The 19,437-nt window shown below is 56.6% G+C and carries 18 protein-coding genes and 1 tRNA gene; 11 read left to right on the top strand and 8 right to left on the bottom strand.

Features of this window, described 5'->3' with window-relative positions; genetic code table 11:
- Window positions 1-47: 47 nt before the first annotated feature.
- From D9K61_RS23210 to fabI, 3 genes are read right to left on the bottom strand one after another with little or no spacing between them, the layout of a single operon-like run.
- The gene (locus D9K61_RS23210; RefSeq protein WP_120635536.1) at window positions 48-1,223 is read right to left on the bottom strand and encodes an aminotransferase; all 1,176 of its coding nucleotides are present in this window, start codon (window positions 1,221-1,223) and stop codon (window positions 48-50) included.
- Window positions 1,224-1,281: 58 nt separating this feature from the next.
- Entirely contained in the window at window positions 1,282-1,791 is a 510-nt protein-coding gene (gene gpt, locus D9K61_RS23205; protein WP_120635535.1) for a xanthine phosphoribosyltransferase, read from the bottom strand.
- A gap of 4 nt (window positions 1,792-1,795) precedes the next feature.
- Window positions 1,796-2,602, bottom strand: a complete 807-nt coding sequence (fabI, locus tag D9K61_RS23200) for an enoyl-ACP reductase FabI (RefSeq protein ID WP_120635534.1) — start codon at window positions 2,600-2,602, stop codon at window positions 1,796-1,798.
- Window positions 2,603-2,737: 135 nt separating this feature from the next.
- On the opposite strand from fabI, the gene pdxH reads away from it, so the two are divergent.
- From pdxH to D9K61_RS23180, 4 genes are all read left to right on the top strand, one after another.
- Window positions 2,738-3,343 carry a pyridoxamine 5'-phosphate oxidase gene (pdxH, locus tag D9K61_RS23195; protein WP_120635685.1) on the top strand — a complete coding sequence of 202 codons (606 nt, stop codon included), beginning with the start codon at window positions 2,738-2,740 and terminating at the stop codon, window positions 3,341-3,343.
- A gap of 121 nt (window positions 3,344-3,464) precedes the next feature.
- Entirely contained in the window at window positions 3,465-3,992 is a 528-nt protein-coding gene (locus D9K61_RS23190; protein WP_120635533.1) for a cold-shock protein, read from the top strand.
- A 6-nt stretch (window positions 3,993-3,998) separates the two neighbouring features.
- Window positions 3,999-4,466, top strand: coding sequence for a DUF192 domain-containing protein (locus tag D9K61_RS23185; protein WP_120635532.1), 468 nt, complete (start codon window positions 3,999-4,001; stop codon window positions 4,464-4,466).
- Window positions 4,467-4,509: 43 nt separating this feature from the next.
- Window positions 4,510-4,586 (top strand) — tRNA-Pro (locus D9K61_RS23180).
- Between the two features lie 11 nt (window positions 4,587-4,597).
- Here D9K61_RS23180 and D9K61_RS23175 read toward each other — a convergent pair.
- Window positions 4,598-5,032, bottom strand: a complete 435-nt coding sequence (locus tag D9K61_RS23175) for a hypothetical protein (RefSeq protein ID WP_120635531.1) — start codon at window positions 5,030-5,032, stop codon at window positions 4,598-4,600.
- A gap of 534 nt (window positions 5,033-5,566) precedes the next feature.
- On the opposite strand from D9K61_RS23175, the gene D9K61_RS23170 reads away from it, so the two are divergent.
- The 3 genes from D9K61_RS23170 to D9K61_RS23165 all read left to right on the top strand — a co-directional run bounded on the left by D9K61_RS23170 (window position 5,567) and on the right by D9K61_RS23165 (window position 9,990).
- A complete protein-coding gene (locus tag D9K61_RS23170) occupies window positions 5,567-9,196 on the top strand; it encodes a vitamin B12-dependent ribonucleotide reductase (RefSeq protein ID WP_120635530.1) in 3,630 nt (1,209 codons plus the stop codon).
- Between the two features lie 351 nt (window positions 9,197-9,547).
- Window positions 9,548-9,721, top strand: a complete 174-nt coding sequence (locus D9K61_RS27085; RefSeq protein WP_162947004.1) for a hypothetical protein — start codon at window positions 9,548-9,550, stop codon at window positions 9,719-9,721.
- A gap of 23 nt (window positions 9,722-9,744) precedes the next feature.
- The gene (locus D9K61_RS23165) at window positions 9,745-9,990 is read left to right on the top strand and encodes a hypothetical protein (RefSeq protein WP_120635529.1); all 246 of its coding nucleotides are present in this window, start codon (window positions 9,745-9,747) and stop codon (window positions 9,988-9,990) included.
- A gap of 52 nt (window positions 9,991-10,042) precedes the next feature.
- On the opposite strand, the gene D9K61_RS23160 is transcribed toward D9K61_RS23165, so the two are convergent.
- Complete coding sequence (locus D9K61_RS23160) at window positions 10,043-11,587, bottom strand: trimethylamine methyltransferase family protein (protein WP_120635528.1); 1,545 nt, start codon at window positions 11,585-11,587, stop codon at window positions 10,043-10,045.
- A gap of 408 nt (window positions 11,588-11,995) precedes the next feature.
- Here D9K61_RS23160 and D9K61_RS23150 point away from each other — a divergent pair, with 408 nt between their 5' ends.
- A complete protein-coding gene (locus D9K61_RS23150; RefSeq protein ID WP_120635684.1) occupies window positions 11,996-12,523 on the top strand; it encodes an outer membrane protein in 528 nt (175 codons plus the stop codon).
- A gap of 6 nt (window positions 12,524-12,529) precedes the next feature.
- On the opposite strand, the gene D9K61_RS23145 is transcribed toward D9K61_RS23150, so the two are convergent.
- Window positions 12,530-13,717 (bottom strand): pyridoxal phosphate-dependent aminotransferase, encoded by a 1,188-nt coding sequence (locus D9K61_RS23145; protein WP_120635526.1) that lies wholly within the window; start codon window positions 13,715-13,717, stop codon window positions 12,530-12,532.
- 57 nt (window positions 13,718-13,774) lie between these two features.
- Window positions 13,775-14,119: an MmcQ/YjbR family DNA-binding protein gene (locus D9K61_RS23140; protein ID WP_120635525.1), complete on the bottom strand. Its 345-nt coding sequence runs from the start codon at window positions 14,117-14,119 to the stop codon at window positions 13,775-13,777.
- A gap of 220 nt (window positions 14,120-14,339) precedes the next feature.
- Here D9K61_RS23140 and cysS point away from each other — a divergent pair, with 220 nt between their 5' ends.
- Genes cysS through D9K61_RS23125 form a run of 3 tightly spaced genes read left to right on the top strand, consistent with a single transcriptional unit; the run spans window position 14,340 to window position 18,150 of the window.
- The gene (gene cysS, locus D9K61_RS23135; protein ID WP_120635524.1) at window positions 14,340-15,737 is read left to right on the top strand and encodes a cysteine--tRNA ligase; all 1,398 of its coding nucleotides are present in this window, start codon (window positions 14,340-14,342) and stop codon (window positions 15,735-15,737) included.
- On the top strand, window positions 15,737-17,371 hold the full coding sequence (gene cimA / locus D9K61_RS23130; protein ID WP_120635523.1) for a citramalate synthase: 1,635 nt from the start codon (window positions 15,737-15,739) through the stop codon (window positions 17,369-17,371). The genes cysS and cimA overlap by 1 nt, the downstream gene beginning before the upstream one ends.
- A complete protein-coding gene (locus tag D9K61_RS23125; protein WP_120635522.1) occupies window positions 17,368-18,150 on the top strand; it encodes a squalene/phytoene synthase family protein in 783 nt (260 codons plus the stop codon). Before cimA ends, D9K61_RS23125 begins: the two co-directional genes overlap by 4 nt.
- Here the strand turns inward: D9K61_RS23125 and D9K61_RS23120 are convergent, their stop codons facing one another.
- Window positions 18,151-19,371, bottom strand: coding sequence for an MFS transporter (locus tag D9K61_RS23120; protein ID WP_371688493.1), 1,221 nt, complete (start codon window positions 19,369-19,371; stop codon window positions 18,151-18,153).
- Between the last annotated feature and the right edge of the window lie 66 nt (window positions 19,372-19,437).

Genomic DNA, 19,437 nt, shown 5'->3' with positions numbered 1-19,437 from the left:
CCGTTGGTTGCGGCCCTGAATACGATGCGTGTGGCCGGGGGGCAAGCTTAGAAGGACAGTTGCTGCAAACGGTCGAACAACAGGCCAATTCCGTCCCTGTCGAGATTGGCAAAAGCGATGCGCACCTGACGTTTTCCAGCCGGGTCGTGATCGGGCATGAACATGGTGCCGGGCAACAGTAGAATCCCGGCATCAGCCACCAATCGGCGCGCCAATTCGTCCGATGGCATGTCAAACGGGTGCTCCAGATAGGCGAAATAGGCCCCAAGTCCCAACAGGCGCCAGCCCTTTTCAGTCAGTTTCGGCATGCTGTCTGAGATGGCTGCTCGGCGGTCGAGAATCTCGTCCCGCTCGCCCGCCAGCCACTGGGACAGGTTTTGCATCCCCCAAAGGGCGGCAAACTGGCCGATCTGACCAGGGCAAATGGCCACCGTATCCAGGAACTTTTCGACTTCGCGGAGCAGCCCCGTACTGGTGGCGATGGCACCAACGCGGTGCCCGGTCAGACGGTAGGCCTTCGAGAAGGAATAGAGATGAACCAGTGTTTCGTCCCAATCAGAGCTCTGAAACAGATCATGAGGCGGACCATTCCGGCTGTCGAAATCGCGATAGGTTTCGTCCACCAAAAGCCGAATCCCGGCCTCGCGCGACAGATCGTAGAAGGCTCGGACCAGATCGCTCGGGTATTCAACGCCGCCCGGATTGTTGGGTGTCACCAACGCAATAGCTCGCGTTCTATCCGTGATCAGCGCGCGCGCCTTATCCGGGTCGGGCAACAGATCATTGCCAGTTGGCAGATCGGCCGCGGTCACGCCAGCCATGTCCAGCCACATTTTGTGATTGAAATACCAGGGGGTTGGCAGGATGACCTCATCCCCCTGATCCGTGATGGCAGAAATCACGGCCGAGAAAGCCTGATTGCACCCTGACGTGATCGCAACCTGCTCCGCTGAGATTTTCGCGTCGTAATGCGCGCTGACCTGCGCTGCCAGTTCGGCACGCAATGTGTCGTTCCCCAATACCGGACCATAGAGATGGGCGCTGTCTTCATTGACGGCAAATTCGGCGATGGCCTGACGCATTGGCAAAGGTGGAGGGTCAACCGGCGCGGCCTGGCTGACATTGATCAACGGGCGGTCAGCAGGGAAGGTAACCCCGTCCAACCAACGCCGCGCCTCCATCACCGGAGGGGCAAAAGTGGCGGCTGTGCGGGTTTGTGTCATGCGGCATCCCTGAGCATTTCAGCGCGGGCCTGCCGCACGCTTTTTTTGTTTGAAGCGGTCAGTCCGTACCGCGAAACGGTTGAACATACTGAAGGGCCATATCCCATGGGAAAAAGATCCATGTGTCCTGGCTGACTTCGGTAATGAAAGAGTCGACCATCGGTCGGCCCTTGGGTTTGGCGTAAACTGTTGCGAAATGGGCTTTGGGGTACATTTCCCGAACCAGTTCCAGCGTTCTTCCACTGTCGACAAGATCGTCAATGATCAGAATGCCTTCACCATCGCCCATCAGTTTTGCATCAGGCGCTTTGAGAACTTCGGCCTGACCTTGGTCCTGATGGTGATAAGACCGAACACTGATCGTATCGACCGTGCGAATGTCCAGTTCTCGACTGACGATCATGGCGGGGGCCATGCCGCCGCGGGTGATCGCAACTACCGCGCGCCACGCTCCACCATCAGGGCCTTGCCCATCCAGGCGCCAGGCCAAAGCCCGAGAATCGCGGTGAATCTGATCCCAGCTTATGTGAAAGCCTTTTTCATGGGGCAGGCGGTCGTTGGCGCTCATGGATTCAACCCTTCTCGACGTCCGGCGCGTCGACAGCTTTCATGCCGACGATGTGATAGCCCGAATCCACGTGCAGGTTTTCACCGGTCACGCCGCTGCTGAGGTCAGACAGCAGATACAGCGCCGACTTGCCCACATCATCAATGGTCACGTTGCGGCGCAGGGGCGAGTTATATTCGTTCCACTTCATAATGTAGCGGAAATCGCCAATGCCGCTGGCGGCCAGCGTTTTGATCGGACCGGCAGAAATCGAGTTGACGCGAATACCGTCTTTACCCAGATCTTCGGCCAGGTATTTCACTGACGCCTCGAGCGCTGCTTTTGCAATGCCCATGACATTATAGTGTGGCATGACCTGCTCGGCACCATAATAGGTCAGGGTGATTGCGCTGCCGCCTTCCGACATCATCTTTTCCGCCCGCTGCATCACTGCAGTGAAGGAATAGACCGACACATCCATGGTCAGGTTGAAATTGGCGCGGCTGGTGTCGACATAGCGACCCCGAAGTTCGTTCTTGTCGGAAAACCCGATCGCATGAACGACAAAATCCAACGTACCCCATTTTTCCTCAAGCGAGGTGAACAGCGCATCAACCGACTCTTCGTTGCTGACATCGCAGGGCAGGACGATTTCGCTGCCCAATTGTGCCGCCAAAGGATCGACTCGTTTCTTCAGTGCGTCGCCTTGGTAAGAAAAGGCCAGTTCGGCCCCAGCATCGGACAAGGCGCGGGCAATACCCCATGCGATTGATTTATCATTGGCCAGTCCCATGATGAGGCCGCGTTTGCCGGCCATCAACTGATTTGCCATGTTTGGTTCTCCGCCTGTCTTCGCGTTATGTTGAGTTGGTTTATGCCATTGGTAGCGCTGCATCAAGGCCGTGTGCTCTTGCCCGCAGCGGGTTCTCGCCTTAGGGTCCTTGGTAATACGTTCCAGGGGATGGAAATGAGCGAGCGCGATGGCATTTTTGCCGGCATCGATCCGTTTGAAATAGCGGCCCGATGGTTGGCCGAGGCCGAAGAGACTGAATCGAACGATCCAAATGCTATTGCGTTGGCGACCGTTGATTCTGAAGGCATGCCCAATTCCCGAATGGTTTTGCTGAAAGATATCGAACCCGAAGCGTTTGTTTTTTACACCAACTATGAGAGCACCAAGGCAACTGAACTGGATGCCGCCGGCAAGGCTGCATTTGTGATGCATTGGAAATCTTTGCGGCGTCAGCTACGTGTTCGTGGTATAGTAACGCGTGAAAGCGGGCCCAAAGCCGACGAATATTATGCGTCACGATCAATAAAAAGCCGATTGGGGGCGTGGGCCTCTCGCCAATCGCAGCCCCTTAGCAGCCGTGCCGCATTGATGGCCGAAGTTGCAAAGGTGACGGCAAAACTTGGACCGAATCCACCACGCCCTCCGTTTTGGGGAGGGTACAGATTGGTCCCAACGGAAATCGAATTCTGGGCCGATGGAGCATTTCGTCTGCATGATCGGTTCAGATGGCAAAGAAAGGAGCCGGGTTCGGCATGGCAGGTGGAAAGGTTAAATCCATGACTTTCACGTGTCGCGAATTGCAACAGACAGAAATCAAACGATTTTTTCAGCTTGAATTTGCCTGCCATTCCCATAAACAACAAACCCTTAACGAAGCGCTAATATTCGCGATGGGAAAACCGTGCCAGAAGATCTGAACAACATGTATCGCGTCCATGGACACGTTAAATGGTTCGATCCCGCAAAGGGGTACGGATTTGTTGTGTCTGACGATGGCGGTCCAGATATTCTGTTGCATGTAAATGTATTGCGGAACTTTGGCCAAAGTTCGGTTGCCGACGGCGCGGGCATTGAGATCATGACGCACCGCACAGATCGCGGCGTTCAGGCCGTCGAAGTGATTGCGGTTGATCCTCCGGCACAGGCCGACACCATGATGCTCACGGATTTTGCCGAACTGGATCCGGACGTTATTTCCGATGCGCCGCTCGAGGCTGCGCGGGTCAAATGGTTCGACAAGGGCAAGGGCTTTGGCTTTGCCAATGTCTTTGGCCGAGGCGAAGATGTATTTCTGCATATCGAAGTTCTGCGCCGCTCTGGTCTGGCGGATCTACAGCCTGGCGAGGCGCTGGCGATGCGTGTGATCAACGGCAAGCGGGGGCGCATGGCAGCGCAAGTGCTGGCCTGGGAATCCGCACTGGACGACTGATTCCTCATGACGAGACATCTGACACTTCTGGCTCTGATTTCAATTCTGTGGGCCGGGGATGTCTTGGCGGCGTGTCGTGCAGATCGTGTTGAGCTTCGAAATGATGCAGCCCTTGTGCGCTTTGATGTCGAAGTCGCGGTTACACCGCAAGAACGCGCTCGTGGTTTGATGTTCCGAGAATCATTGCCGAGCCGTTCGGGCATGTTGTTTGTGTTCAGCCCTCCACAACCTGTGGCGTTTTGGATGAAGAACACACTGATTCCTCTGGATATCATTTTCCTGGATAAAACAGGTACTGTGGTTCACGTGCATGAAGGTGCAATTCCCGGAGATCTGACGCCGATTGAAGGGGGTGATTCCGTTTTTGCGGTGTTGGAAATCAATGCCGGACTGGCTGCGCGATATTCATTAAAGCCGGGAACGCAGATGCGACACGAAGTTTTTTTGCAAGGTCCGGCAATTTGGCCCTGTTAGGGCTTTTCAAATCAGATCGGCCTCGTTAGGAAGGCGCACGGTCCGGGGCGTGGCGCAGTCTGGTAGCGCACCTGTTTTGGGTACAGGGGGTCGTAGGTTCGAATCCTGCCGCCCCGACCACTTTCTCCAAGTCATTTGGGTGAACCGCCAGCAACCTGATACAGGGTGCTGATGGCTTCATCCAATGTCTTGCTTTCTATCGGGATGTTGACGGTTTGGCCGGTTTTTTGTGGCACCTCAAAAAACAGGTTGGCATCGACACGATAGCCAGCGTCGTTTTTCGTCGACGTCAATCGCATGACGCTTTGCGGTAGCTTTTGTGGATAACCGTCATATGTCAGAATCAGATAAGCCGTGGCGTCGGGCGGCAGGGACTCTCTGCATTCAAAAGCTCGGCTTCCGACCTTTTCAAATGTTTCGCCAGGCCCCGAGCAACTTATTTCAAACGTATCGAACAGCCTTTGGGGATATTCTTCAAACTGTGCGCTGCGTGACGCAACGGGCACATCTTGTGGTGTACAGGCCACGATCATGGCCATAGCGGGGAAAATGCGAAACAACTGCATCCTTTCGTAAGCCCTCAATCATTTGCGCATCTTCGGGCGCAGTTTGGGTGTCGCAGCATCCATTGCAGGATGATTCTTGTCCAGCCTAGCCAGTCTGACACCGGTTGATCAAATGCTGATAACTATGCTGGTAAAAACGGCAATTCCCGTTGCAGCTTTGGGTCAGCGGCGAAAAATCGCCACGAGCGACCCTGTGGAGGAATCGGGTTCCAGAATTTGGCACCTAGCTCAGACTGTTTGGTCAACAAAAAAGATTTCAAAAATGACTGAAAAGGTCGTTGACCTTGTATGGGTATTTACGCCAGATTGTATGAGCCGAAGAGATTGCCACTACATCTGGTATGAAAAACCAGGGAAGGCATCGGGCGAGGGTCGGAAAGCACATCAAAGTATAGTGCAACCGTAAAGTCGGTTTCGCGCTGTTCACAGCAGCGACTGGACTTTTGCGCCCTTTTTCTTCGGCTGGTGGGTGGCTTGCGATTTCAAAGCCCCAAGTAGCGTGACGAGACAATTGACAGAACCAGGGCGGCGGACATGAAGATTGAAAGAAAATTCACTAAAGCGGGGCAGGACGCATACGAGGATCTGGACTTTGTTTCAGCGACCTCTGAAATCCGAAATCCTGATGGCACGATCGTCTTCCGCCTAGATGAAATCGAAGTTCCGTCCAGCTGGAGTCAGGTTGCCAGCGACGTCATCGCCCAGAAGTATTTTCGCAAGGCTGGTGTTCCGACCAACCTGAAGAAGGTCAAAGAGAAAGACGTTCCCGAATTCCTGTGGCGCTCGATTCCCGTCGATGGCGCAGAATTCGAAGGCGAAACCTCTTCCAAGCAAGTGTTCGATCGTCTGGCGGGCGCCTGGGCCTATTGGGGCTGGAAGGGCGGCTATTTCTCGACCGAGGAAGACGCGCGCGCTTATTTTGATGAGATGCGCTATATGCTGGCGACGCAACGCGCCGCACCGAACAGCCCACAGTGGTTCAACACCGGTCTGCATTGGGCATATGGGATCGACGGCCCGGCACAGGGACACCACTATGTCGATTACAAGACCGGCAAGCTGACCAAATCGAAATCCGCTTACGAACACCCTCAGCCGCATGCGTGTTTCATCCAGTCCGTGAACGACGATCTGGTAAATGAGGGCGGTATTATGGATTTGTGGGTGCGTGAGGCGCGCCTGTTCAAATATGGCTCTGGTACTGGAACCAACTTCAGCCATCTGCGCGCAGACGGTGAGGCGCTTTCGGGCGGTGGCAAGTCTTCGGGGTTGATGGGTTTCCTCAAGATCGGTGATCGTGCTGCAGGCGCGATCAAATCCGGCGGAACAACCCGTCGGGCCGCAAAGATGGTGATCGTCGATGCAGATCACCCGGACATCGAGAAATTCATCGAATGGAAGGTGATCGAAGAGCAGAAAGTAGCCTCGATTGTTGCTGGATCTAAGATGCACGAGAAGATGCTGAACGGTATTTTCGAGGCTATCCGCACGTGGGACGGAACGCAGGACGATGCGTATGTTCCCAAGAAGAACGACGGGCTGAAATCCGCCATTCGTGAGGCCAAAAAAGTCGCGATCCCAGAGACTTACATCAAGCGTGTGCTGGATTATGCCAAGCAGGGTCACGACAGCATCGAATTCCCGACCTACGATACGGACTGGGATTCGGAAGCCTACAACTCGGTTTCGGGTCAGAATTCGAACAACTCGATCCGCGTGACCAACGCCTTCCTGACGGCTGTCAAAAAAGATGCCGATTGGGAATTGATCAACCGCACCAATGGCAAGGTCGCCCGCACCGTCAAGGCCCGCGATCTTTGGGAAAAGGTCGGCCATGCAGCATGGGCCTGTGCCGATCCGGGCATTCAATTCCACGACACGGTCAACGAATGGCACACGTGCCCCGAAGACGGTGCTATTCGCGGCTCGAACCCCTGCTCGGAATACATGTTCCTCGATGACACGGCCTGTAACCTGGCGTCGATGAACCTGCTGACCTTCCTCAAGGATGATGAGTTTCAGGCGGCCGACTATATGCACGCCTCGCGCCTGTGGACCCTGACACTGGAAATCTCGGTGACGATGGCGCAGTTCCCGTCCAAGGAAATCGCGCAATTGTCTTATGATTTCCGTACCCTGGGTCTGGGTTATGCCAATATTGGCGGCCTGTTGATGAACATGGGGCACAGCTACGACTCGGACGAGGGCCGGGCGATCTGTGGTGCGCTGACCGCGATCATGACCGGTGTGGCCTATGCGACCTCGGCTGAGATTTCCGGTGAACTGGGCCCCTTCAAAGGCTACGAGCGCAACGCCGACCATATGCTGCGCGTGATGCGTAACCATCGCCGGGCATCCCAAGGGGTGACTGACGGATACGAAAAGCTGGCTGTGAAACCCGTGCCTTTGGACCACGGCAATTGCCCGGACAAACGGCTGATCGATCTGGCAATGTCAGCCTGGGATGAGGCGCTGAGCCTCGGTGAAAAGAACGGCTATCGCAACGCACAAGCCACCGTTATCGCGCCAACCGGCACAATCGGTCTGGTGATGGACTGTGACACAACCGGGATCGAGCCTGATTTTGCTCTGGTGAAGTTCAAGAAGCTGGCCGGTGGCGGTTACTTTAAGATCATCAACCGTTCGGTGCCTGCTGCGCTGGAAAAGCAGGGGTATTCTTCATCTCAGATTGAAGAGATCGTGTCTTACGCGGTCGGTCACGGCACCATCGGCAACGCGCCGGGGATCAACCACACCTCGTTGACTGGTCACGGTTTTGGCGCGAATGAGCTGGCCAAGGTGGACGCCGCGCTGGCAAGCGCGTTCGACATTCGGTTCGTCTTTAACCAGTGGACGCTGGGTGAAGATTTCTGCACTGGCGTTCTGGGCATCCCGGCGACCAAGCTGAATGACCCGACGTTTGATCTGCTGCGCCACTTGGGCTTTACCAAAGCCGATATCGACGCGGCCAACGACCATGTCTGCGGGACCATGACTCTGGAAGGTGCGCCGCACCTGAAGGAAGAGCACTATTCGATCTTCGACTGCGCCAACCCGTGCGGTAAGAAAGGCAAGCGTTTCCTGGGCGTTGACAGCCACATCACCATGATGGCTGCGGCGCAAAGCTTCATCTCGGGTGCGATCTCGAAAACGATCAACATGCCGAATGACGCGAGCATCGAAGACTGTCAGAAAGCCTATGAGCTGAGCTGGTCGCTGGGTGTGAAGGCCAACGCGCTGTACCGCGACGGCTCGAAACTTAGCCAACCACTGGCTGCAGCTTTGGTCGAGGACGATGACGAAGCGGCGGAAGTGCTGGAAAGCGGTTCGCCACAGGAAAAAGCCGTCGTGCTGGCCGAAAAGGTCATCGAAAAGGTGGTGGTCAAGGAAATCATCCGCAGCCATCGCGAAAAACTGCCCCATCGCCGCAAAGGGTATACCCAGAAGGCGATCGTGGGCGGTCACAAGGTGTATCTGCGGACCGGTGAGTTCGAAGATGGCAAGCTGGGCGAGATCTTCATCGATATGCACAAGGAAGGCGCTGGCTTCCGGGCGATGATGAACAACTTTGCCATCGCTGTGTCGGTCGGCCTGCAATATGGCGTGCCGCTGGAAGAATTCGTCGACGCCTTCACCTTCACCAAGTTCGAACCGGCGGGGATGGTGCAGGGCAACGATTCGATCAAGAATGCGACATCGATCCTGGATTACATCTTCCGCGAACTGGCGGTGTCGTATCTGGATCGAACCGATCTGGCCCATGTGAAACCCGAAGGGGCATCTTTCGACGACCTGGGTCGGGGTGAGGAAGAGGGCGTATCAAACGTATCCGAGATAAGCGACAGCGCGGCGACCAAATCCTTGGAGGTGCTGAAACAAATCAGTTCGACCGGCTATCTGCGTAAACGCCTGCCGCAAGATCTGGTGGTGTTCAACGGTGGCCAAGCCGAAGTGAACGGAATGGCAGAATCAGCAAGCCAGTTCGAAGTGCAAAGCGAAACAACTGTCGTGGCCGAGGTTGCAACCGGAATGGATGCGCGCACCAAAGCCAAAATGCAGGGCTACGAGGGCGATCCTTGCGGAGAATGCGGAAACTACACGCTGGTGCGCAACGGCACCTGCATGAAATGCAATACCTGCGGGTCTACCAGCGGGTGTAGCTAAAGAAAACACCCTGCCACGCGGGGTGTAGGGGCCGGATTATCCCTCGGTAAACCGGTCCTGACGAACTCGGAGCAAGGCAAAGCCTGAGGCTTACCTAATTGCTTTGCTCCACTCGACCGGCATGCCCGTGTTGGTCGGGAACAGGGTGGGGCGGAATACATGCTCTTTCCCACTCTCTCACGGAACGGGTGCGCTCGTTCCATGCGCAGTCCAGGCCGCAGGCAAAAAAATACCGGGCGGTCAACGAAATGAGCCTGGAAGGCGAAACTAACAGGGGGCTTCGGCCCCCTTTCTTTTTTTGTACGGCCCGAGTCGCAGATTTGAGCAGAGCCTTGCCGGATTATCGCAAACATGTCGGGTAAGAACCGCCGAACCGTCGATCCTGCATTTCGTCCAGCGGGGGATTGCGGACCCGACTCGGCCAAACACGCGGAGTTTGGCGCGAAACCGGCGGATTTGATCAAGGCGGGTGGTGTGGCGCCGATCAAAGGTGTCTCTGGTGCCTGTCCGGACACAAACACGTAAAAAGTCACTCAGGAGGCAACGTAATGAAACCGCAAAATCTGGCTGTTATCTCAGCAATCGTACTTGGACTGCCAGCAATGGTACTGGCGCAGTCCACCGCTGACACCAACGGAGACGGTGTTCTGACCATCGAAGAAGTTCAGGCTGTATTGCCCGAAGTCGATACTGATGGCTTCTCGGCAATGGACGCAAACGGTGATGGCGCATTGGATGCGGATGAGATCGCCGTTGCGCAAGAGGCAGGCTTGCTGCCGCCCAGCAATGGGTAATCGCTAAGAATGAATGGCGGCCCGAATTCTTTCGGGCCGCTTTTTCAATATCTTACGTCGGTAAGTGAATGTTGAATCTACGACGCAATTCATCATCAAGCAGTGGGTCAAATTTCGCAGGTGAAGGGGCCGACAGGATTTCTTCCTTCCGCGCCGTTGCCTTATCCAGCAAATCAGGTTTGCCCAATTCAACCCATTCTTTGGGCGATGTACGATCGCCAAAGGTGGGATAGACATAATCGGCCTGCATCCGGCTTAGTGTCGCATCGGTGCCCAGATAGTGGCCAGGACCGCCGATGCAAACTTCGGCGATCTGATCCAGGGCCAAAGTCTCATCCGACACTTCAATTCCACGTACACACCGCAGGGCTTGCCCGATCAGGTCATCACCGAGGATCAGGCTTTCGAAGCAGAACCCCAACAGCGACGCATGCATACCTGCTGCTTCGTAGACCATATTCAAACCTGCTAACCCAGCCATGACATTCGAGCACATTTGTTCCCAACCCGCCTGCATGTCGGGCAGCTTGGAATCCGAGGCCCCGGCCGCAGCGCCGCCCGGAAGGTTGTAAAACTTGTGCATCTGGGCGCATCCAGCGCTGAGAAGCGCCTGCTCGCCTGACCCGATTGACATCGCACCCGTGCGCAGATCCAGACCGAAGGGCCAAGTGCCAAAAACCGCCGGGGCCCCGGGACTTACGGCGTTTACATAAACCAGACCGGCAAGGCATTCAGCGGTCGCTTGCGTGATCGCGCCGGCGATGGTGGGAGGGGCTGTGGCACCGGCCATACCGGCAGACAATAACAGCACCGGCATTCCGGCTTTGATGCATTCCTCCATCACCTGACAGCTTTCGGTGGCGAATTTCATCGGGGGAACCACAAAGCAATTGGAGTTCGACATGAACGGCCTTTCGCGCCATTTGTCTTCTCCGCCAGCGATCATGTGCAGCATTTCTATTGCCGGTGCGACGTGATCAGGTTCAGTGAACGAGGTGCCGATGTGTTTGTATGTACCTGATGTACATGCATAAACCGTGTTCAAATCCATTTCGAGATTGTCGGCGATATCGCGACAGACCATCGGTCGCTGAACAAAGTGAATGTTGTCCAGTTGCTGGCAAATCCGCGAGGCGTCGTGCAAATCCTGCACAGTCGAATGACGATACTCGCGACCGTGGACATCGACCATGCTGACGGCCGCCCCGGCGGTGCCATAGTGCACTTTTGGCCCCGATAGCTCTAGATCCGTTTTGCCATCGCGGCTGTATAAGGTGATCGATCGGTTGGCCTTGGCAATCGTGTCTTCAACCAAGGCGCGGGGGAACCGAATGCGACCGTCATCGCCCAAAATGCACCCGGCACCAACCAGATAGTCAATTCCGCTTGGTGGGGCATCGGCCAGGCCAATCGTTTCCAATGCTTGTAGGGCGGCTTCGTGGATGCGTTCCACCTGTGCCTGAGTCAGCGGTTTGTACGTTCCGCCTTCCATTCCCGGGCGCACTGGGCGCAGGTGTTCGGGCAGGGCGGATGCGCGGGCTGCACGGCGCGCAGAGCGTCCGCCGCTGCGCGAGGTATGTCTGGTTTGGTTGTTCATGTATCAGGTCCGGTCGATAAACTGTGTCGTGAGAAGATGGTTTCACGACACGTGCGGACGACCCCGCGCGGCACGCCCACGGTCCGCACCAATGGTGCGGCTGATCAGGCGGATTTTCCAGACTTCATTGTGCATGCGACCTCGCAAATCATGGATCAAACTGTTCCAGTTGGGGACGACACAATCTGTCCTGTTTGCGACCAGTGCCAAAAAAACCTGCAGTGCGTTGGAAGGCATAAAGCTTATGGCAATACATGACTCAAATTTTCTCCCGCTATGGGAGAAATCTGTTATACTTCGATCACTTAATGAGGAGCGGAGCGCGACCTGAATTGAAATCTGACAATTGCGAACCAAGTTTCAACTGATGGCTGGTAGTCGGCCGAAAGCATGCGTGGACCTGTCTTGATGACGTGCATAAAACCTCTTTCAGCGCTGATTGTCTCGGTGACGATCTTCTGTGCTGGTTCTGCTTTGGCAGAGGACTGGACAGGGGCCTATGCGGGTTTCAGCTTTGGTTACGCAGATGCAGATGGTCCAGGTGGATCCAGCGGCGATGACGCGGCCTTTGGCGCACATATCGGTTATGATCGGGACTTTGGCAATTTTGTTCTGGGTGGTGAGCTTGAATACAACCGTTTGTCCCTGAACCTGAGTGAGAGTCAGGGCAGCCTGGACAGTATGACAAGCCTGAAGTTGCGCGGTGGGTATGATTTTGGCAGCGCGCTTGGGTATGTGGTTGTTGGTGCCGCGCGCGCGGAAACATCTGTTACCAGTGACACAGCAGCAGTTTACGGAATTGGTGTTGCCTATCCGATTGGTGAAAACTTCGTCATCAGCGGTGAAGCACTGCGCCAAAACTTCAATGATGTGACCCGAACGAATGGCGGCCTTGATTCGAACGTGTTCAACCTGCGAACAACCTTTCGGTTCTAAGACCGATCATTCGGCGGCCTGACGATCAGCAAGGGTTGACGCAAATTCGCACAAGATTTTCAAGGCAGACGCAAACCGATCATCATCGATGGTCATTGCGACCCGAACGTGGCCTGCAGCGGCACTCCCAAAGCTTTCACCCGGCATGACGGCAATTGAATGCGTATCCAACAGGGCATTGGCAAATCCCTCACCGCTCAGACCGGTGGCGCGGACGTCCAGCATCAAATACATCGCGCCTTGGGCGGGGACCAAACCGACAGTGTTCTGAGTTGCCAACAGGTCCATTGCCAAAGCACGGCGACGTTGGAACGGGGCGGCAATGTCTTCTTCCAGGATCGAGCCTGCATTCAGAGCGAAACTTGCCGCATCCTGAATGAAACCGGGCACGCCATAGGTGGTGTGCGTGGCAAGATTGATTAGGTGATCGATCACCTCTTCCGGGCCAACAATCCACCCGCAGCGAGAGCCTGTCATGGCGTGGGACTTGGACATTGATCCGACGACCAACGTGCGATCAGCCATGCCGGGTAGGGCGCGGGGCGAAAGGTGCTCGCCTTGCCAGACCTGAGTGTCATACACCTCGTCCGAGATCAGCCAAAGATCTCGCCGCTTACACAGATCAGAAATATTCTCAAGCGTTTGGCGGGAATAGACCACACCGGTTGGGTTGTTTGGCGAGTTGATCAACAGCGACACGGCCCCATCCGCTGCGGCCACGATCGGCTCGACGCGGGGTTGGAACGCGTCTTCGGCAGTGGTCTGGACCGCGCGCGCGATGGCGCCTGCGCCTCGTATGGTGCCAGGGTAGGTGGCGTAATAGGGTTCAAGATACAGGCCGACATCCCCTGGATCGCAGACTGCCATATGTGCCGCAAACAAAGCTGCCTGACCGCCGGGTGTGATCATGACGTTGTTGCGGGTTGTCGGAACGCCGGTGCGCATCTGAACACGCGCAGCAACAGTGTCGCGCAACATATCTGTGCCCGGCACCATGGCATAACCGGTGTGCCCGCCCCGGGCAGAGATTTCCATCGCCGCCAGAATTGACGGATCGGTTCGAACATCATGCTCACCAATCGTCAGCTCGGTCACCGCATGTCCTTCGCTGATCATGCGCCGTGCACGATAAAAGACATCCCACCCGTCGCTGCCGCCTTCGGTCAGATGAGTGATGCGCTGAGACAGTTTCATTGCTACGCCCTTGAAGATCTTTCAGGCGAATGGGGCAGAGCCAAGGGCAATTGTCAATCAGCTTCGCGGCGGTAAAGCTGCCTGAGCTTTTTTCGTAAGCGAGGCCCGTACCAGATCATAAGACGCGGTGAGACGATGGCGCATTTCTTCAACGTCTGCATCGAAGGGCAGGCGCACCCAACTGCGATGAAAATAGGGGGCTTTGACGCCTACACCCGCATCAATCAGCATCTGAGCGGTTTCGATATCGGGTGTTTTGACTGAAACCCCGTCATTCTTGATGCCAATGCAGGCGAACATTTTGTCGCCGATTTTCCAGGCATCATGACCGCCACCCCAAGGGTCGGACCATTCGGCCCCCGGCAGGTCGCGGCAGATAGAATTGACGTGATCTCGGCTCATGCCCGGTACAGTGCCGCGCTGCGTGTTTGAACTCAAGTCTTGGCTTGGGATTGATCACGTGATACTCGAAGACCCATGAACCCGATGACCTGCATCATTATCTGCTGCATTACCTGCTGAATTCTCAAGCGGGCCGGTTTCTTTCGTTTTCATCCCTGAGACAAGTTGCTAAGCCCGCGCCAACGCGCGAAGCGCATGCCGTTTCTTAGGAGCCCGACCGATGACACCGATCAAGCTGCACAACACGCGGACACGGACGAAGGAAGACTTCGTGCCAATCGATCCTGATAACGTGCGGATGTATGTCTGTGGGCCAACCGTCTATGACCGGGCCCATCTGGGCAATGCCCGGCCAGTGGTGGTGTTCGATGTGCTTTACCGCTTGTTGCGCTATGTTTACGGCGCAGAACACGTCACTTATGTGCGCAATTTCACCGACGTGGACGACAAGATCAACGCTACGGCGCTGTCGCGGAAACAGGCTGGGGCCGAGGGGTCTTTGGAGCAACTGGTACAGGAACGTTCGGACGAAACCATCGGTTGGTATCTGCAAGACATGGGCGCTTTGGGCGCTTTAGAGCCGGAGGAGATGCCGCGCGCTACGCAATACATAGCGCAGATGGTCGCCATGATCGAAGATTTGATCGCCAAAGGGCACGCCTATGCCGCCGAAGGTCATGTGCTGTTTGCGGTCGATACCTGGAAAGAGGATTACGGCAAGCTGTCGGGTCGCTCGGTCGATGACATGATCGCCGGTGCACGTGTTGAAGTCGCGCCCTACAAAAAGAACCCGATGGATTTCGTGCTTTGGAAACCGTCGACCGATGACCTGCCTGGGTGGGAGTCGCCTTGGGGCCGGGGCCGTCCCGGCTGGCACATCGAATGCTCGGCCATGAGCTATGAATTGTTAGGCGACAGCTTTGATATTCACGGCGGCGGTAACGACCTGATGTTTCCGCACCATGAAAACGAGATCGCCCAGAGTAAATGTGCCCATCCCGAGGGTCAGTTTGCCAATGTCTGGCTGCACAATGAGATGTTGCAGGTCGAGGGTAAGAAGATGTCCAAATCTTTGGGCAACTTTTTCACCGTGCATGATTTGCTGGAGCAGGGCGTGCCGGGTGAAGTGATCCGATTTGTCTTCCTGCAAACCCATTACCGCAAGCCTATGGATTGGACCGAGAAAAAGGCGCGCGAGGCTGAGGCGACATTGCGCAAGTGGCGGGCGCTGACAGCGGGCATCGAGCCCGCCGCCAGCGCGGCGCCTTCGGTTGTCGGTGCACTGGCGGATGACCTGAACACTGCAGGCGCCATTGCCGAATTGCACCGACTTGCCGCCAACGGAGATGCGGCGGAGCTTTTGGCTGGCGCGCAAATCCTCGGTTTGTTGTCTTCTGAGATGGGGGCGTGGGCGGAAACCGGTGCCGTGGATTTGGCATCTCACGCCGCAATACTGGCGAATGCACGTGTTGACGCGATGAAGAGCAAGGATTTTTCCGAGGTTGATCGCCTGAAAGCCGCGTATATTGCCGCTGGACTTGAAGTTCGGATGAGCAAAGATGCGGTTGAACTGGTTCCCGGAGCGGGGTTCGACGCCGCCAAGTTGGAAGACGTGTGATGACCAAAGAACGCCTCTATCTTTACGACACAACCCTGCGCGACGGGCAACAAACGCAGGGCGTGCAGTTCTCGACTGCTGAAAAGGTGCAAATCGCGCAAGCCTTGGACGAGTTGGGAGTGGATTACATCGAAGGCGGCTGGCCCGGGGCGAACCCGACGGACAGTGCGTTTTTTGACACGGCGCCCAAGTCCTCGGCACGGTTGACGGCGTTTGGGATGACCAAACGGTCTGGCCGGTCGGCAGAGAATGACGATGTTCTGGCCGCTGTGATGAATGCTGGCACGCAGGCCGTGTGTCTGGTGGGCAAGTCGCATGACTACCATGTCACCCACGCGCTTGGCATCCCGCTGGAAGAGAATGTTGAGAACGTCCGCGCCTCGGTCGCGCATATCGTGGCGCAGGGGCGCGAGGCGCTGTTTGATGCCGAGCATTTCTTTGACGGTTACAAGGACAATCCCGAATACGCGGTCCAGGTGTGCCGGGCCGCATTGGATGCGGGCGCGCGCTGGGTCGTGCTGTGCGACACAAACGGCGGCGCTTTGCCTGCCGAGGTTGGGCGCATTGTGTCGGACTTGGTTGCCGCCGGTTTTCCAGGGGGCCGGCTGGGCATCCACACCCATAACGATACTGAGAATGCGGTGGCGTGTTCTCTGGCGGCGGTTGATGCCGGGGCGCGACAGATCCAAGGCACATTGAACGGGTTGGGCGAACGCTGTGGCAACGCCAACCTGACCTCACTAATCCCGACATTGCTCTTGAAAGACCCCTACGCCTCGACTTTTGACATTGGCGTCAGCCAAGAAGCGCTGGCAAGTCTGACACGGATCAGCCGGATGTTGGATGATATCCTGAACCGGGTGCCGAGCAAGCAAACAGCCTATGTCGGGGCCTCGGCCTTTGCGCATAAAGCCGGGTTGCATGCCAGTGCGATCCTGAAGGACCCGTCAACCTATGAACATGTCGATCCGGCCACGGTCGGCAACGCGCGCATCATTCCGATGTCTAATCAGGCCGGGCAGTCAAATCTGCGCAAACGCCTGACCGAGGCGGGGCTGACGGTCGAAGCGGGTGATCCGGCGTTGGGGCGCATTCTGGACCGGATCAAGCAGCGCGAATCCCAAGGCTATTCCTATGACACGGCGCAGGCCAGTTTCGAACTGCTGGCCCGGGACGAGCTGGGCCAACTGCCCGAGTTCTTCGAGGTCAAGCGCTACAAGGTCACTGTTGAGCGGCGCAAGAACAAGTACAACCAGATGGTCAGCCTGTCAGAGGCGGTTGTGGTGGTGAAGGTCGACGGGGAAAAGAAACTGTCGGTCAGCGAATCTCATGACGAGCATGGCAGTGATAGGGGCCCAGTGAACGCATTGGCTAAGGCTTTGGCTAAGGATCTGGGTCAGTATTCCCCAATCCTGGATGACATGCATCTGGTCGACTTCAAAGTCCGGATAACGCAGGGCGGCACCGAAGCTGTCACGCGCGTTATTATCGATAGCGAAGACGGGCAGGGGCGGCGCTGGTCTACTGTGGGCGTCAGTGCGAACATAGTCGATGCCTCGTTCGAGGCGTTGCTGGATGCGATCCAGTGGAAACTGGTGCGGGACTGTGGGCCACAGAAGGCAGCGGCAGAGTGAGCGTTTCCTTTGACGAAGACGTCAAAGCCTGTGCTGCTCTGGTCCACAAAGCCGACCCGGACCGGTTTCTTGCGGCGATGGCGGCGCCGGTCGCCGCGCGTGCGGTTCTGTTCCCGATTTACGCACTGAATGTCGAGGTGGCGCGCGCCCCGTGGGTGACACAAGAGGCAATGATTGCCGAGATGCGCCTGCAGTGGTGGCGCGATGCGTTACAGGAAATTACCCAAGGTCCAACGGTGCGACGGCACGAGGTGGTGACGCCCTTGTCGCGGGTTCTTTCGCCGCATCTGGCCGAAAAGCTGGACGAATATGTCGCCGTGCGACGATGGGACATCTATCGCGACCCGTTCGAAGATCAGGCCCATTTTGACGCTTATATCGATCACAGCAGCGGCACCCTTTTGGTTGCCGCAGCGCAAGCCCTTGGTGCGGCGGATGAAGAGGTTGTGCGGGACTTTGGTTATGGCGCAGGCGTTGCGAACTGGTTCCGCGCCATCCCTGATCTCGAAGCGCGGGGACGTATTCCGTTGCTCGATGGAACGTCCGCAGGCGTGAAGCAATTGGCAGAATCCGCGCTGGACCGTATTGAAAAGGCCAGGTCGAACCGGGCTGCGGTGTCGGATCAGGCGCGGCCCGCGTTATATGTCGGTTGGCAGGCGGAGTGGATTTTGAAACACGTTATCGCGCAGCCCGAACGGGTCGCTGCAGGTGCTTTGACACAGGGTGAGATGCGTCGACGCTTGTCGTTGATGTGGACGGCAGCGTCCGGTCGCTGGTGATCAGACGGTTTCCGGATCAGCGGGGCGCAGTATCAACCACAACAGCGCGCCACCTGCCAGTGTCAGCAGGGGAATCATCGCCAGGTTCACCGCGGTCCAACCTTCGACCGGTGAGCCGCCAGAGCAGTTCATTAATCCACCAGAGGCCAGTGACGCAACGGTGACGCCGCCAAACACAAGCAGGTCATTCAGACCCTGCATCCGTCCCCGCTCATGCACTTCGTGCGAGGCAGCCAACATGCTGGTTGCGCCGATAAAGCCGAAATTCCAACCGATACCCAACAGGATCAGCGCCACGAAGAAATTGGCCAGCTCGACCCCTTGCAAGGCCACCACGCCGGCTCCGGCAAGGATGGCCAGGCCAAGCGCCACGATTTTCTCGACACCAAACCGTGCGATCAGATGGCCGGTGAAGAAGCTTGGCACATACATTGCCAACACATGGGTGGTCACCACGTCGGCGGCGTCATTCGCGGTGAAACCACACCCGACAACCGCCAGCGGTGTGGATGTCATCACAAGGTTCATCAGCGCGTAAGAAACCATGGCGCAGATGATCGCCACTGCGATACGCGGGGTCTTCAGCAGCTCCAGCCGTGACCGTCCTTTGGGCGCATCTGCCGTGGGTTTCGGCGGTGTAGGGATGTCGAGAAAGAAGAACAGACCCGACCCGACAACGTTCAATGCGATCACCGCGATGTAGGTGCCCAAAAAGGGAATCACATAGGCCTCTGAGGTCAGTTTGACGATCTGAGGTCCGATGATCGCAGCCGCCAACCCACCTGCCATGACGTAGGAAATCGCTTTGGGACGAAACTCATCCGATGCTGTGTCGGCTGCAGCAAATCGATAAAACCCGTGTGCGCTCATGTAAATGCCGGTTAACAGGCTGCCCAGAAGGAAGATCGGGAAAGACCCGAGGAACAGGCCATATGCACCGACCAAACCGCCGAAAGCCCCCGCTGTTGCGCCGACCAGGAACCCAACCCTGCGTCCCCATCTCTGCATAATGCCCGAGATTGGCGTTGCCGCCAGCATTGATCCCAAAACGATCAATGATATGGGCAGGGTCGCGAGGCAGGGATTGGTCGCCAGCGATTGTCCAGCCAGCCCGCCAACGATGAAAATCATCGGCATCTGTGCACCTAGAACAGATTGCGCGGCCACTAGAACGGCGACGTTGCGCTTGGCCTGAGAATTGTCCGGGGCGGAGCTGGTCATTGTCATGGGCATATCCGTATCGGCGAAAACGATTGCACACAAGCGGGTTGCATATGCGACAAAGCC

The sequence above is a fragment of the Ruegeria sp. EL01 genome, from assembly GCF_900313035.1.
Taxonomy (GTDB): Bacteria; Pseudomonadota; Alphaproteobacteria; order Rhodobacterales; family Rhodobacteraceae; genus Ruegeria.
The sequence above is the reverse complement of the archived record's forward strand: the minus strand, read 5'-3'. Positions and strand labels throughout refer to the sequence as shown.